This is a genomic window from Alistipes senegalensis JC50 (genome assembly GCF_025145645.1).
GTDB lineage: Bacteria > Bacteroidota > Bacteroidia > Bacteroidales > Rikenellaceae > Alistipes > Alistipes senegalensis.
On sequence record NZ_CP102252.1, the window covers coordinates 3,616,495 to 3,631,420 of the forward strand.

The following is a 14,926-nucleotide window of genomic DNA, read 5'->3' on the forward strand; positions in this document are numbered from 1 at the left end:
GGTCCGATACGACCTCCGGTTTTTCGAAGTAGCGGGTCCGAGACTTGAACTCGGGACCTCATGATTATGAATCATGCGCTCTAACCAGCTGAGCTAACCCGCCATTGCTGAAAGCGAGTGCAAAGGTAATAGAAATTTTCAATCGTGCAAAATCTTTCGGCAAAAAATCGCATGAAAAATTCACCGCGAAATGCTGTGGCATTGATTTTGAACCTCCTGCATGAAAATTTCAAACCTATGTCCCTTACCGATACCGCCCGTGACGGGCTTGCCGATACGCTCGGCGCCGTCAAAGTCGCCGCAGGACTGGTGCTTCTCGCAGCTCTCTCGTGGGAGATCATCGCCGGAGACCATGTCCACATGTCCGGAACGTACCTGACCATTCAGTTTATTGTCTGTCTCGTCTTTCTGTGCGATTTTTTTGTCCGCTGGACCGCAGCCGAACGCCGCACCCGTTTTTTCTGGCGCAACCTGCCGTTTCTGCTGCTGTCGGTTCCCTACCTGAACATTCTCGCGTGGAGCGGCCTGCGCATGACCCATGACTGGGCGATCCTCGTGGGGCTGATTCCGTTGCTGCGGGCTTTTTTGGCCATGATTATCATCGTGCGGTGGCTCGTCCGCGGCACCAAGATGCGGCGGCTGTTCGTCGCCTATATCTTTACCGTGGCGGTCTTCACCTATATTTCGGCTCTCGTCTTCTACGACTACGAGGCGCTCGCCAACCCCAAGCTCCACGGCTTCGGCAACGCGCTCTGGTGGGCGTGGATGAACGTCACGACCGTCGGCGCCGAGATCTTCCCCGTCACGGTCATCGGCAAGATCTTCTGCGTGCTGCTGCCGTCACTGGGCATGATGTTCTTTCCGATCTTCACGACCTATGTTTTGCAGGAGTATGCCCCGGACGAAAAGTCCGGCCAGTAGGCCGGACCCTTCGTGTCATTGCTGCGGTTTGGCGTCGTAGAAACTCTTGTAGTCGCCGTGGCGCGGCGCTCCGGGTTTGTCCGGATACCATCCCGGCAGTTCGTCAACCCGGGCTTTCAGCCGTGCGTGGAGCGCCTGCACCTCGGGCGTACAGTCCGCAATGTCGAGAGGATGCTCTTCCAGCGGGTCTTCGGCGTAGTGGTAGAACCGTCCGTCCCAGTAATATTTGTACTCCTTGTCGTAGGCGCACCGTGCGGCCCGCGGGTAGGTCTTGTGGGGCCACAGCGGGTTGAAGTGCAGTAGCGAGAACTCCCTTTCGAGCGGCTCCTGTCCGCAGAGCTCCGGGTAGAGCGATATGCCTTCCGCGCCCCACTCCTCGGGAATCTCGATCCCCATAGCGTCGGCTATCGTCGGCATGAAGTCCGTCAGATCCACCAGCCGGTCGCTGACCCGTCCCTCGCGGATCTTGTCGCCCCATGCGATCAGCAGGGGCACATGCGTTCCGTAAACCGTCGGAGAACCTTTTCCGCCCTCTATTTGCTGTCCGTCCTCCATCTGCGACGTGATGAGGGGGCAGGTGCCGTTGTCGCCGACGAAGATCAGGATCGTGTTGTCCCAGATGCCGCGTTCCTCGAGTTTCGCCACCAGCTGCCCGACCTGCTTGTCGAGATAGGCGACCATGTCCGGAAAATGGCGGGAGTCTTTCTTGAACCGTGTGTCCGGATCGTCGGTCCAGCACTCCGAATCGGGCGTGGCGACGTGCGGCGTGTGTACCAGCGGGGTGGGATAGTAGAGCAGGAAGGGTTTGCCGGCTTCGGTCTGCCGGTCGATGTATTCGAAGGCGTAACGCTGGAAATCGTCCGGCGCATAGTAGCTGAATTCGTAATGGCCGTTGTCATCGACGTAGGAGAATGCGTAGCGGTCCGTCGCCCGCTCTCCGGCCAGCTCCTTGTAGATTTGCAGCTGGGTGAGGCACCATTCGTCGAATCCGAGCTTGCCGACCATTTCGCGCGACCGTCCGAGCTGCCATTTTCCCACCACGGCCGTCGAGTATCCGGCCTGTCGGGCCAGATGGGCGAACGTGTGGTCGTCGTCGTTCATGTATCCGAAATTGACATAGTTGCGGTCGTTGTAGACGCCCGTCATCAGCTGCACGCGCGACGGGGTGCTGAGCGGTGTCGCGTGCATGTTTTCGTAGCGGATGGCCCGTTCGGCCAGCGCGTCGAGGTGCGGAGTGTTGTAACTGGTGCCTCCGTAGCATCCGAGACATTCGGCTCCCATGTCGTCGGCCAGTACCAGGATGATGTTGGGGCGCGTTTCCTGCTTCGGGGCGCATCCCGCGGCGGCGACCGCCAGCAGGCCGAGCCCTGTCGTTCTGAGTTCCCTGTTCATGGTTGGGTTTCGTTTTTATGGGTTTATGTTTCGCAAAAATAATAATTTTCGGCTAAACGACAATTGTTTCTTTCGGTTTTGTGTTTCGTTTTATTTTGAACCCGCTCGCATACATCGAAAAATCCGGCTCCCTCGGGGAAGCCGGATCGCCACAGGGCCGTTGCCGTGCGTTTATTTCTTCTGCTCTTTCAGCAGGTCGCGGATCTCCGTCAGCAGCAGTTCTTCCTTCGACGGTGCGGGCGGTTCGGGAGCGGGTGCCGGAGCCGCCTCCTTTTTCTTCATCAGGCGGTTCATCAGCTTGACCATCAGGAACACGCAGAGCGCCAGGATGGTGAAGTCCACGCACTGCTGGATGAATGCGCCGTAGTTCCAGTAAATCGGTTCCGCGGCGGCCGCAGCCTGTGCGGCGTCGCCTTGGGACACAATGCCCTCCACGGACTGCACGGCGCTCGACGTGATGTCGCGCACTTTCGAGATGTCGAGCCGGAGTTGCGAGAAGTCGGTATTCCCGATCAGTGCGCCGATCGGGGGCATGAGAATATCGTTTACGAGCGACGATACGATCTTGCCGAATGCGCCGCCGATGATGACGCCGACGGCCATGTCCATTACGTTGCCTTTGAGGGCGAACTCTTTGAATTCTTTGAGAAATGCCATGTCTGTTACGGTTTTAGTGTTTTAATTGAGAACAAAAATAGGAATTTTTTCCGGTTTTCCAATAAAATATACGATCTTCTGCCGGACTTATAAAATCGGCTTCGTACGTCCGCTGTGTTCCTATTTTTTGTATCTTTGGGGGCGTAAAGAGACTTTTTTTCCGTAATTATGACTCCTGCTGCTGTCATTGCCGCCGTTTTGGGCTACATAGCCGTCCTGTTCGTCGTGGCGTGGGTTTCGGGCCGCCGTGCCGACAATGCCGGGTTTTTCACCGGAAACCGCCGCACGCCGTGGTACATGGCGGCCTTCGCCATGATCGGAGCCGCCATGTCGGGCGTGACGTTCATCTCGGTTCCGGGCTCCGTGGCCGTCGATTCGTTCTCCTACATGCAGATGGTCGCAGGCTTCACGGTGGGGCAGCTCGTCGTGGCTTTCGTGCTGATACCCACCTTCTACCGGCTGCGGGTGGTCTCGCTCTACGAGTACCTCGACGACCGTTTCGGCGTCGCCTCGCACCGCACCGGGGCGTGGTTCTTCTTCATCTCCAAGATGCTGGGGGCCGCGTTGCGGGTCTATGTCGTCTGCGCCGTGATGCAGCTGCTGGTCTTCTCGCACTACGGCATTCCGTTTTGGGCCAATGCCTTGATAACGATGCTTTTCGTGTGGCTCTACACCCAGCAGGGCGGCGTGAAGTCGCTGATCTGGACAGATACGCTCAAAACCCTCTGCCTCGTGGCGAGCCTCGTGCTGTCGATCGTCTTCATCATGCGGGGACTCGGACTTTCGTTCTCCGATACGGTCCGTGAGGTTTCGGCCTCGCCGATGTCGCGGATTTTCTTCTTCGACGATCCCGCTTCGGACCGCTATTTCTGGAAGATGTTCGCCGCAGGCATCGTCCTGCTGGTCGCCATGACGGGACTCGATCAGGATATGATGCAGCGCAACCTGAGTTGCGCCACGCCGCGCGATTCGCAGAAGAACATCGTGCTGACGGCCGTGAGTCAGATTTTCGTCATCTTCCTTTTCCTGGTGCTGGGCGTGCTGCTGTACCTCTACATGGAGCGCAGCGGCCTGACACCGCCCGCCAAGAGCGATCAGGTCTTTTCGCTGGTCGCCGTCGATGGCGGACTGCCGCTTGTCGTTGGCATCCTGTTCGTTGTGGGGCTTATCTCAAGCACCTATTCGGCCGCCGGATCGGCCCTCACGGCCCTCACGACCTCCTTTACGGTCGATATTCTCGAAGGCACGAAACGCTGCGGCGAGGAGCGTCTCACGCGCCTTCGCAAAGGGGTTCATATACTGATGGCGCTGGGCATGGCCGCCGTGATCCTCGCTTTCGAATACTGGGCCGACGACAGCGTTATCAACCTGGTCTATAAGGTCGCCGGCTATACTTACGGCCCGATTTTGGGTATGTTCGCTTTCGGGATGTTCACGCGCCGCAAGGTCCGCGACCGCTGGATTCCGCTGGTTGCCGTCGCGGCTCCGGTGCTGAGTGCGCTGGTGCAGTGGTGGGCCCGCGAGGCGTGGGGCTACCGGATCGGGTTCGAATTGTTGATTTACAATGCCGCATTTACGATGATCGGCATGTCGTTGCTTGTTGAACGAGATGAAAAATAAAATTTTATCCCTGCTTATATCAATCTTTGCTTTAGGCGTTGTCTCTGCCGCCGAGGTCGGAACGGCCTCCCGTGCCGAAATCGCCCGGATGCTGTCGCGTGTCGTTTCCCGCGAGATCACGGGCGGCTATCAGAAAGCCGAACCGACCACCGTGCGGATCGAGGCCGTGAAAGCCTCGCGCAGCCGGGTGCAGATCTACGCCACGGTCGGATTGTCCTACTATCCGTTCCGCGAGGACAATGTGCGCGCCCTGCGCGATTCGGTGCGCGCGCTGCTGCCGCGGGAGTTCCGCAAGGCCCGCATCGAAATCTATACCGACCGGCGCGAGATCGGCGAACTGGTGCCGCTGGCCTGCCGCAACGCCGCGCTGCTGAAGAAGCAGATTGCAAAACGGCAGATCGTGCCGTTCACCAACCGTTCCGAACGGCCGCTGGTCACGCCGCTCTCGGCCGCCGCGACTCCGTCGAAAGGACTTTCGGGGCGTCATATCGCCCTTTGGCAGAGCCACGGACGCTATTTCGACCAGCCCGAAAACTGTTGGAAATGGCAGCGCGCGATGCTGTGGCAGACCTGCGAGGACCTCTATACGCAGAGCTACGTGCTGCCGTATCTGGTCCCGATGCTCGAAAACGCCGGGGCCTGCGTGATGCTGCCGCGCGAACGCGACGTGCAGAAATTCGAGGTGCTGGCCGACAACGACGCCGCAGGGCAGTATGTTGAGACGGGGAGCTGGGAGACTGGCGGCCCGGGCTTCGCACACCTGCGGCAGGTCTATCATACGGGTGAAAATCCTTTCCGCGAAGGTACGACACGTCGCACGCGGACCGTGTCGGACGATGCGACGGACCGTGCCGTCTGGCGGGCCGACATTCCCGAACAGGGCGAATATGCGGTCTACGTGAGCTATGAATCGACGCCCGAAAGCGCCGACGATGCGCATTATACGGTGCACCACCTCGGCGGCGAGACCGAATATGCCGTCAATCAGACGATGGGCGGCGGCACGTGGATCTACCTGGGGCGCTTCGCTTTCGCCCCGGGGCGTCAGGAGGTCGTGACCCTTTCGAATCGTTCGCGCACGGCGGGCCGCATCCTTTCGGCCGATGCCGTGAAGATCGGCGGCGGTTTCGGCAACGTCGCCCGCACGCCCTGCGACTCGCTGCGACTGCCCGACACGGAGTATGTCGAGGAGACCAGCGGCTATCCCCGTTTCTGCGAGGGCGCGCGCTACTGGCTCCAGTGGGCGGGTTTTCCCGAGGCGGTCTATACGCCGAAAAACAATACCGACGATTACAAGGACGACTACATGTCGCGCGCCCATTGGGTCAACGCCCTGATGGGCGGTTCGGAGCGTCTGCCTGACTCCGCGGGACTGCGCATTCCGGTCGATATGGCGCTGGCGTTCCACTCGGACGCAGGCGTCCGCGACGGCGACGGCATCGTCGGGACGCTGGGCATCTGCTACACCCGCGAGAACGGGGGCAAGTTCGTCGGCGGGGCAGACCGCTACCGTTCGCGCGACCTCACGGACCTCGTGCAGACGCAGGTCGTCGAAGACATCCGCCGCACGTTCGAACCCGACTGGCAGCGCCGCGGGTTGTGGAACCGCGCCTATTACGAAGCGCGTGTTCCGGGTGTTCCGACGATGCTGCTGGAATTGCTTTCGCACCAGAATTTCGCCGACATGCGTCTGGGCAGCGACCCGCGTTTCAAATTCCTCGTGAGCCGCGCCGTCTATAAAGGTATCTTGCGGTATATCAGTTCGCAATACGGATTATCTTATGTCGTGCAGCCGCTGCCCGTCGAGGCTTTCGCCGCGGAGTTCACGGCGGAAGATCGTGTCGCGCTGTCGTGGAGCCCGGTGATGGACCCGCTGGAAAAGAGCGCTGCGCCGACGGGCTATGTGGTCTATACGCGCGTGGACGACGGCGGATTCGACAACGGGCGTCCGGTCGATGAACCCGGTCTGGTCGTCGAACAGAAGCCGGGACATATATACAGCTACCGGGTGACGGCCGTGAACGAGGGCGGCGAGAGTTTTCCGAGCGAGACCCTCTCGGCCTGCCGCGTAGCGGACGAGAGGGGCCGGGTGCTGATCGTTAACGGGTTCGACCGTGTGAGCGCTCCGCTGAGCGAACGCAGCGATTCGCTCGCGGGCTTCCGCATGGAGATCGACGGCGGGGTTCCCGACCGGCAGGACATCGCATTCGCCGGGGCGCAGCATGTATTCGATCTTTCGCAGGCGCACTGCGATGTGGACAGCATCGCCCTCGGGGCCTGCGGGTGCGATTTCGAGACCGACGTGATCGGCGGCAACACGTTCGACTATCCGGCTCTGCACGGGCGTTCCGTGGCGGCGGCGGGCTACTCCTTCTGTTCGGCTTCGCTGAAAGCCGTGGAGCGCGGCGAGACGACGCTCGGGCGCTATCCGGCCGTCGATCTCATCCTCGGCAAACAGCGGACGACGACGATCGGCCGCGGTGTGCAGGACCCCGCGTTCGAAACCTTTTCGCCTGAATTGCAGAGCGTTCTGCGGCGTTATCTGGCCGACGGAGGTGCGTTGTTCGCTTCGGGCGCCTATGTGGTCTCGGACCTTTGGGCGGAGGAGGCCCCGGGCGGGGGGCGTGCATTCGCTGAGGAGGTGCTGCATTGTGCGCTCGACACCGGGCGGGCTGCCGAGAGGGGCCGGGTGCGGGTCGTGACGGCGCACAAGGACTTTTCGCGCGGCGAATACCGTTTCAACGACGAATACCGCCCCGACCGGTATATCGTCGAGTCGCCCGATGCGCTGAAGCCCGTGGGTGCGGAGGCTTTCGCCGTGATGCGCTACGTCGAGAACGACCGTACGGCGGCTGTGGCCTGCGAGGCGCAGGGGAGGACTTTCGTCGTGGGATTTCCCTTCGAAGCGATCCTCAGTCCTACGGAACGCGACCGGCTGATGCGCGACGCGCTGCGGTTCCTGCTGAATGAAAACATCAAATAATCGGTACAGTAAACTTAAAATCAAAATACTATGTCGCTGGAACAACAAATCTCGAAAGGGATCATGGAGGCCATGAAGGCCAAGGATACGGTGCGTCTGAGCGCACTGCGCAATGCCAAGAAGTACATCATCGAAGCCAAGACCGCAGGTCCGGAGATCGCCGAACTGCCCGATGCCGACGTGCTGAAAATCATCTCGAAGCTCGCCAAGCAGGGCACCGATTCGGCGGCGATCTTCACCGAGCAGAACCGTGCGGACCTGGCATCGGAGGAGTTGGCTCAGGTGGCCGTATATCAGGAGTTTCTGCCCAAGCAGCTGACGCCGGAGGAGCTGACCGCCGAAGTGAAGGCCCTGATCGCCGAAGTCGGCGCCACGTCGATGAAGGAGATGGGCAAGGTGATGGGCGTTGCGTCCAAAAGGCTCGCAGGCCGCGCCGACGGCAAGGATATTTCGGCCAAGGTGAAGGAGCTGCTGTCGTAAGATGCGCTTGCTGGAACACCTGCACCGCAACGTGAAGACCGTCGCCATGCCGACGGCTATGGTGGTCGGGGCGTTGCTGTGCCGTCCGATTTCGGCGCTCGAAGCGTGGACGCATCAGATGATCACCCCGACGCTGATCTTTCTGATGCTCTTCGTCACCTTTTGCCGCGTGAAACCCAGGCAGATGAAACCCTCGATGCTGCACGTCTGGCTGCTTTTGTTTCAGACGGTGGTCTGCATCGGGGTCTACCTCGCGCTGCGGCCTCTGAACGACATCGTGGCGCAGGGGACGATGATCTGCGTGCTGGCTCCCGTGGCGATGGCCGCGGTGGTCATCGGCGGCATGCTGGGGGCCAACGTCGCCACGATGGCCACGTACAGTCTGCTGTGCAACATGGCGGTCGCTCTGCTGGCTCCGGTGATCCTCACCTTTACGGGGACCGGGACGTGTACTTTCACGCAGATTCTGGCCCGCATCGCGCCGCTGTTGGTGATGCCTTTCGCCGCGGCGCAGTTCTGCCGTTTCGTCTTTCCGAAGGCGGCGCAGTGGGTCGGGGACCACAGTCAGATTTCGTTTTACATGTGGCTGGCGTCGCTGTTGGTGATCATCGGCCGCACGACGGCTTTCATCATCGACCTGCACGATGCGTCGCTCTCTACGGAGTTGTGGCTCGCTTTCGCCGCGTTGGTGATCTGCCTCGTGCAGTTCAAGGTGGGGCGCATGCTGGGCCGCCGTTACGGCGATCCCGCCGCGGGCGGACAGTCGCTCGGGCAGAAAAATACGGTGCTGGCGGTGTGGATGGCGCAGTCGTTCCTGAATCCCATTTCGTCGATCGCCCCCACGGCGTATATCGTCTGGCAGAACTTCGTGAACTCGTATCAGATATGGAGAAAGGACCGCGGGAAATGAATCGGGCGGGCAGGACGGTCTATCCGATCCTGCTGATGGTCTGCGCCACCCATCTGCTCAACGATATGATGCAGTCCGTCATTCCGGCGGTCTATCCGTTGCTCAAAGAGAAATTCGGCTTCACGTTCGCGCAGATCGGCCTCATCACGCTGGTCTTTCAGCTCACCTCGTCGCTCCTGCAACCTGTTGCCGGGCGGTTGGCCGACCTCCATCCGCGGCCCTATTCGCTGGCCGTGGGGATGTGTTTCACGCTGTGCGGGCTGCTCGCGCTCGCCGCCGCGCTCGGATTCTCGCTTATTCTGGTGTCGGTCGGACTGATCGGCTGCGGTTCGTCGGTCTTCCACCCCGAATCCTCGCGCGTGGCCCAGCTCGCCTCGGGAGGCCGCAAAGGACTGGCGCAGTCGATTTTCCAGGTCGGCGGCAATGCCGGAAGCGCCTTGGGACCCCTGCTGGCCGCGCTGATCGTGATTCCGTTCGGGCAGGCTTCGATCGGGTGGTTCGCGCTGGCTGCGCTGTTGGCTATCTTCATCCTCGTGAAGATCGGAAACTGGTACAAACGCCAGTTGGCCCTGTCGGCCCGCAGGCCGGCCGCTGCCGTGGATGCCGCGGGCCCCGGCCTTTCGAAACGGAAAATCCGGAATGCGCTCCTCATCTTGGGCGTGCTGGTCTTTTCGAAGTATTTTTATATCGCTTCGATGACCAACTACTTCACGTTCTTCCTGATGGAGAAGTTCTCGATGTCGGTGCAGGGGGCTCAGTACGCGCTTTTCGCGTTCCTCGCGGCTTCGGCGGCGGGGACTTTCATCGGCGGTCCGGTCGGCGACCGCGTCGGGCGCAAATACGTGATCTGGGGCTCGATCCTCGGCGCGGCTCCCTTTACGCTGATGCTTCCCTATGCGGGTCTGACCGGGACCATCGTGCTGGCCGTCGTCATCGGACTGGTCATCTCGTCGGCTTTCTCGGCCATTCTGGTCTATGCCACCGACCTGATGCCCGGCAAGGTCGGCATGATCGCCGGGGTCTTCTTCGGGCTGATGTTCGGACTGGGCGGCCTCGGCTCGGCCTTCTTCGGGTGGCTGGCCGACCGGACGAGCATCGAATTCATCTTCCGGGTCAGCACTCTGCTGCCCCTGCTGGGTGTCATCACGGGTTTTTTGCCGAACATCGAATTGAAAAGAGATGAAAAATAAGATATATCCCCGCGAGGGGGACCGGCAGACGGTCTATCTGAAAGAGGTCGTCAGCGACCCGAATATCGAGGTGGGGGAGTGGACGATCTACAACGATTTCGCGGCTGATCCCGTCGGTTTCGAACGCAACAACGTGTTGTACCACTATCCGGTGAACGGCGACCGGCTGGTCATCGGGAAATTCTGCTCGCTGGCCTGCGGCGCGCGGTTCCTGTTCAACAGCGCCAACCACACGCTCGGATCGCTGTCCACCTATCCGTTCCCGATCTTCTGGGGCGAGGAGTGGGGCATCGACAAATCGGAGGTGGCCTCGGCGTGGGACAACCGGGGCGACATCGTTGTCGGCAATGACGTGTGGATCGGTTACGAAGCGGTTGTGATGGCGGGCGTCACGATCGGTGACGGGGCGATCGTCGCCTCTCGGGCCGTCGTGACGCGCGACGTGCCGCCCTATGCCATCGTCGGCGGCGTTCCGGCCAAGGTCATCAAATACCGCTTCGATCAGGCGACGGTGGAACGCCTGCTTACGATAAAATGGTGGGAGTGGCCCGCGGAGAGGATTCGCCGGGCCCTGCCGCTGATCCGCGGCGGGAAGGCCGAAGAGCTGGCGCTATTTGCGGAAAATGAAGTAGACAGCCAGGATCAGGCATAGGAATCCTGCGAGGTGGTTCCAGCGCAGAGTGTCGGATTTCATGAAAACCAGCGCGAAGACGGTGAACACCGAGAGCGACACGACCTCCTGAATGACTTTCAGCTCCCAAATCGAGAACGGGCCCCCGAATTCGGCGCTTCCGATGCGGTTGGCCGGGACCTGGAAACAGTATTCGAACAGCGCGATGCCCCAGCTCAGCAGGACGATGGCGAGAAGCCCGAAGCGTTCGAGTCTGGATTTGAAGGCGATATGCCCGTACCACGCCAGCGTCATGAAAGCGTTGGAGACGACGAGCAGCAGAATGGTGGCGATTCCCTTGAACATGACGCACTAAGCCAGCAGGGCGCCGAGGTCGGTCAGCTCGGCGAAATTGTTGACGATCATGTCGGCCGGGGTTTCGCGCTCCAGCACCGTACGCGGCAGGGTGGTCGTGAGGGCCACGATGCGGCCCGCTCCGGCCCGGCGGGCGGCTTCCAGCCCCGCTTTGGCATCCTCGAAGATCACGCAGTCGGCGGGTGCGACGCCCAGCGCGGCGGCAGCCGTGAGGTAGATTTCCGGATCGGGTTTGCAGCGCGTGACCATGTCGCCCGAGATCTTCGCGTCGAAGTAAGGGCCTATGGCGCACTTTTCGAGCACGAAATCGACGTTGGCCTTGCATCCCGACGAACCCACGGCGCAGCGGACGCCCGCGGCGCGGAGCCGTTCGAGCAGTTCGACGAGCCCTTCCACGGGGTGGATGTCGGGGGCGTAGATTTCGCGGTAGATGGCCTCCTTCTCGTCGGCCAGCGCCGCGAGGCCCTTTTCGCGGATGATCTCTTCGGGCATGACGGCGCGCATGATGTCGTCGTTGCCCATGCCGAAGCTGTCGGCGAGTTTCTCTTTCCAGTCGGTCACGCCGTAACGGGCGCAGAATATCTCAAAGGCACGGACATGCACCGGGGAGTTGTCCACCAGGGTACCGTCCATGTCGAACAAGGCTGCTTTTTTCATCGTCGTTTTCATTTTGACAGCGCAAAGGTAGTCAAAATCCCCGACACCTCCGCGGGCGTAGGTCAGAATTTGAGCCGCAGGCTGAGGTTGACGGCGAAATTCTGCGTCTCCTGCCCGGGCGTGGGGTCGCGGTGGGTGAGCCTCCAGATGCAGTCCACGCGGAAAAGCCTGAAGATGTTCTCCACGCCGAATCCCATCTCCACATAGGGGTCCGACACCGAGGTCATGCCCACGGGGAACAGCAGGTCGGCTTCGGTTCCGGCCAGCGAGCCGTTGTTTTCTCTCGACAGCGTGCCCCAGACTCCTTTGCAGACCAGCACCTCGCGCCATTTGAGCTTTTTGATGAGCGGCAGGCGCCCCAGCAGGATGCCGTTGAAGTGGTGCTCCCAGAACCACGACACCCAGGTATCGGAGGCGAATTCGTAAAAATTCATGCACGAAAAGGCGTAGGGATCGTAGAAATAGGTGCCGTTGCCCTCGTGGAGTTTGAGCAGCAGGTAGGGAACCTTGCCGAAGATGCGGCCGCCCTGCACTGTGATGTCCGAATAGCCCACGGGCGGCAGTTCGGGGCGGTAGCGGATGCCGGCGTCGAGACGGTAGTATTCGGGACTGCCGGAGAGGGCGTCGCGTATCCCGGCCGTGAATCCGAGCGTGAGGACTGGGTAGGTCGATCCCAGGTACTGCTTGTCGAAAGGCATGCGGTAGACCGTCTCGTTCTTCGAAAGGCGCAGTCCGATGCTCGCCGCGACATCCGATACGGAGTTGACCGGCGTGCCGTCGGGCCTCAGCATCGGGACATAACGGTTGGCGAAGATGCGCTGCATGCGCGCCCCCGCGAACGCACTCACGCCGTGGCGCCATTCGTGCTCGTAGACCGCTTCGCCGCGGTTGACCATCGAGAGCCGCTGGTCGCCGCGCGAGAGGATCGACGAGAGTATGTTGCTTTCGGTCAGGGCGTTCTGTCCGGCGCCCAGCTGCATCACGTCGTGCCGGGCCGAGAGGGTCAGCTTGCGCGTCAGCCGTCGGTTGAAGGCCAGTTCGACGCTTCCGCCGCCCTTCACGTCTTCGTCGCGCGTGCCGTAGGCCACGTAGCCCCCGACGCGCACCGTGCGGCTGACGTTGGTGGTCGTGCGCCCTCCCAGCTGCATGCGGAAGCCTTCGAGTTTGTTGAAGCTGGCGAGTTTGTAGTAGGGGCCTATGCCGATGTATTTCGTGTTCCAGTAGCCGACGATGACGGTGTTGACGAAGGTGTAGATGTTGCGATAGAGGGGCACGTTCTGCACCGAATCGACCATCGAATAGATGCCCTTCTCCTTTTCGCTCAGCGCGTAGGGGCGTATGCGCTCCCAGTAGGCTTCGTCGTGCTGCCCGGGCCGGTCGTCGCAGACTACGACGTTGTTGTCCATGCGCAGGATTTCGTCGGGAATCGGTTCGCCGATCCGCACGTCGCTGTACGCCACCTCGCGCGTGCCGATGAACGACGTGAGCTTCGACGAGTCGGCCGTCGAGACAGAGAACTCCGCCGACACGCGGTCGCGGCTGCGGAACCAGCGGCCGCCGTCGGTCCGCCGGTTCTCGTTTTCGAGCATCAGGTGCCTGATCCAGTTGACGTTGACCCCTTTGGGCATGCGTGCCGATGCCGATTGCAGGGCGTAGGTTGCCGAGTCGATATTGACCTCGCCGTCGAGCACCGGGATCGTGTGACGCTTGGGATGGAAGCGGATTTTGTAGGTCTTGCGGCCCTCGTGCATCACGCTGTCCACGAGGAAATAGTTGTAGAACGAGCGGCCCCCGTCGGCCAGAGGACTGGCGAAACGCTCGTTGAAGATGTCGATGAAGTTGTCGTAGAAATTCACGTCGCCGTGCATCCCGCCCGTGAACTGCGCCACGGCGAAACTGTCCTCGACGCCCGAAACGCGGCTGGCGAGGATCACCTCGCGCTTGAACTCCGGACGGCTGCTGCGGTGGAGCTCGGCCGTCGATTCGGAGATCATCGCCGGAAGGTAAGCCTGCCCCGTGAGCGCCGAGGTGTCCACATAGTCGAACACGAACCCGAAGTTGCGTTGCAGGCGCTTGTTCCGGAACTGCGGCCTGATGTTGGTCAGGTCGAGTTCCATCTTGGTATAGGTGCGGCAGCTGTACGTGTCGTAGCGGTCGGGGTCGTTCTGCGGCTTGTTGCGGATCACGCCGTCGAGGATCGGGTGCGCGGGGTTCTCGCCGGGGGTGATGACCACCTGCCCGATGCCGAACTCCACGGCTTCGAGGGCGAAATCCACGTGGTTGAACGTCCCGGGCGTCACCGGGAGGGTTTGCGTGGCGTAGCCGACCATCGAGGCTTGCACGCGGCTCACCGTGTCGCGGGTTTCGAGGGCGTAGATGCCCTGCTCGTCGGTGGTGATGCCCGTCGTGGTGCCGGGGAATACGACGCTGACGAATTGCAGGGGCTTTCCGTCGGCGGCGTCGGTCACCCGTCCGCGGACACGTGTGGTCTGTGCCGAAGCTCCTGCCGCCCAGAGGATTCCGAGCAGAAACATGTTGATCGTCCTTTGCGTCATACCGCGGCAAATGTAGCAAAAATGTACACATTCGGGCAATTTGAATTACCTTTGCGGCAGATTAGCCGATAAAAGGAACAATATGGCACACGGGAGAATCGAGAAGACAAATGCCGCGCGGCTGCTCGACCGCGCGAAGATCGCCTACGAACTGATACCTTACCGGGTGGACGAGGAGCATCTCGCCGCCACGCACGTCGCCGAACAGCTGGGCGAGGATATCGCCTGCGTCTTCAAGACCCTCGTGCTGAAAGGCGACCGCACGGGTTATTTCGTCTGCGTCGTGCCGGGCGACCACGAGGTCGATCTGAAAGCCGCGGCGAAGGTCTCGGGCAACAAGAAGGTCGATCTGATTCCGATGAAGGAGCTGCTGCCAGTGACGGGGTATATCCGCGGGGGCTGTTCGCCGATCGGCATGAAGAAAGCCTTTCCGACCTACATCCACGCATCGGCTTCCGAACACCCCTTTATTTATATCAGCGCCGGGGTCCGCGGCTTGCAGCTCAAACTCGCTCCCGCCGACCTGGCGGCCTACGTGCGGGCGACGTTTGCCGAAATCAGCCGGCCGGCCTAAGA

Annotated in this window: 13 protein-coding genes and 1 tRNA gene; 8 read left to right on the forward strand and 6 right to left on the reverse strand. The window is 61.1% G+C overall.

The annotated features are described in order from the left end of the window. Window positions 1-29: 29 nt before the first annotated feature. Window positions 30-103: transfer RNA gene (locus NQ519_RS14380), tRNA-Met, on the reverse strand. A gap of 134 nt (window positions 104-237) precedes the next feature. Here NQ519_RS14380 and NQ519_RS14385 point away from each other — a divergent pair. Beyond that, a complete protein-coding gene (locus tag NQ519_RS14385; protein ID WP_019150461.1) occupies window positions 238-921 on the forward strand; it encodes a potassium channel family protein in 684 nt (227 codons plus the stop codon). 15 nt (window positions 922-936) lie between these two features. On the opposite strand, the gene NQ519_RS14390 is transcribed toward NQ519_RS14385, so the two are convergent. Continuing rightward, window positions 937-2,313 carry a sulfatase-like hydrolase/transferase gene (locus NQ519_RS14390; RefSeq protein WP_019150460.1) on the reverse strand — a complete coding sequence of 459 codons (1,377 nt, stop codon included), beginning with the start codon at window positions 2,311-2,313 and terminating at the stop codon, window positions 937-939. Window positions 2,314-2,484: 171 nt separating this feature from the next. Further along, window positions 2,485-2,970, reverse strand: a complete 486-nt coding sequence (mscL, locus tag NQ519_RS14395) for a large-conductance mechanosensitive channel protein MscL (protein WP_019150459.1) — start codon at window positions 2,968-2,970, stop codon at window positions 2,485-2,487. A 168-nt stretch (window positions 2,971-3,138) separates the two neighbouring features. On the opposite strand from mscL, the gene NQ519_RS14400 reads away from it, so the two are divergent. The 6 genes from NQ519_RS14400 to NQ519_RS14425 are packed head-to-tail and all read left to right on the forward strand — an operon-like array spanning window position 3,139 to window position 10,805. Continuing rightward, the gene (locus NQ519_RS14400; RefSeq protein WP_019150458.1) at window positions 3,139-4,590 is read left to right on the forward strand and encodes a sodium:solute symporter; all 1,452 of its coding nucleotides are present in this window, start codon (window positions 3,139-3,141) and stop codon (window positions 4,588-4,590) included. Then, window positions 4,580-7,573, forward strand: a complete 2,994-nt coding sequence (locus NQ519_RS14405; protein WP_026076460.1) for a golvesin C-terminal-like domain-containing protein — start codon at window positions 4,580-4,582, stop codon at window positions 7,571-7,573. The genes NQ519_RS14400 and NQ519_RS14405 overlap by 11 nt, the downstream gene beginning before the upstream one ends. 30 nt (window positions 7,574-7,603) lie before the next feature. Further along, on the forward strand, window positions 7,604-8,053 hold the full coding sequence (locus NQ519_RS14410) for a GatB/YqeY domain-containing protein (RefSeq protein WP_019150456.1): 450 nt from the start codon (window positions 7,604-7,606) through the stop codon (window positions 8,051-8,053). A 1-nt stretch (window position 8,054) separates the two neighbouring features. Continuing rightward, the gene (locus tag NQ519_RS14415) at window positions 8,055-8,963 is read left to right on the forward strand and encodes a transporter (RefSeq protein WP_019150455.1); all 909 of its coding nucleotides are present in this window, start codon (window positions 8,055-8,057) and stop codon (window positions 8,961-8,963) included. Further along, entirely contained in the window at window positions 8,960-10,153 is a 1,194-nt protein-coding gene (locus NQ519_RS14420) for an MFS transporter (protein ID WP_026076459.1), read from the forward strand. Before NQ519_RS14415 ends, NQ519_RS14420 begins: the two co-directional genes overlap by 4 nt. Continuing rightward, a complete protein-coding gene (locus tag NQ519_RS14425; RefSeq protein ID WP_019150453.1) occupies window positions 10,143-10,805 on the forward strand; it encodes a CatB-related O-acetyltransferase in 663 nt (220 codons plus the stop codon). Before NQ519_RS14420 ends, NQ519_RS14425 begins: the two co-directional genes overlap by 11 nt. Here NQ519_RS14425 and NQ519_RS14430 read toward each other — a convergent pair. The 3 genes from NQ519_RS14430 to NQ519_RS14440 form a co-directional block, all read right to left on the reverse strand. Further along, a complete protein-coding gene (locus tag NQ519_RS14430; RefSeq protein WP_019150452.1) occupies window positions 10,764-11,129 on the reverse strand; it encodes a DMT family protein in 366 nt (121 codons plus the stop codon). The genes NQ519_RS14425 and NQ519_RS14430 overlap by 42 nt on opposite strands. 6 nt (window positions 11,130-11,135) lie before the next feature. Beyond that, window positions 11,136-11,795 (reverse strand): HAD family hydrolase, encoded by a 660-nt coding sequence (locus NQ519_RS14435; RefSeq protein WP_026076458.1) that lies wholly within the window; start codon window positions 11,793-11,795, stop codon window positions 11,136-11,138. A gap of 62 nt (window positions 11,796-11,857) precedes the next feature. Next, window positions 11,858-14,350 (reverse strand): DUF5686 and carboxypeptidase-like regulatory domain-containing protein, encoded by a 2,493-nt coding sequence (locus NQ519_RS14440; RefSeq protein WP_019150450.1) that lies wholly within the window; start codon window positions 14,348-14,350, stop codon window positions 11,858-11,860. 82 nt (window positions 14,351-14,432) lie between these two features. On the opposite strand from NQ519_RS14440, the gene ybaK reads away from it, so the two are divergent. Then, window positions 14,433-14,924 (forward strand): Cys-tRNA(Pro) deacylase, encoded by a 492-nt coding sequence (gene ybaK, locus NQ519_RS14445; RefSeq protein ID WP_019150449.1) that lies wholly within the window; start codon window positions 14,433-14,435, stop codon window positions 14,922-14,924. Window positions 14,925-14,926 lie beyond the last annotated feature (2 nt).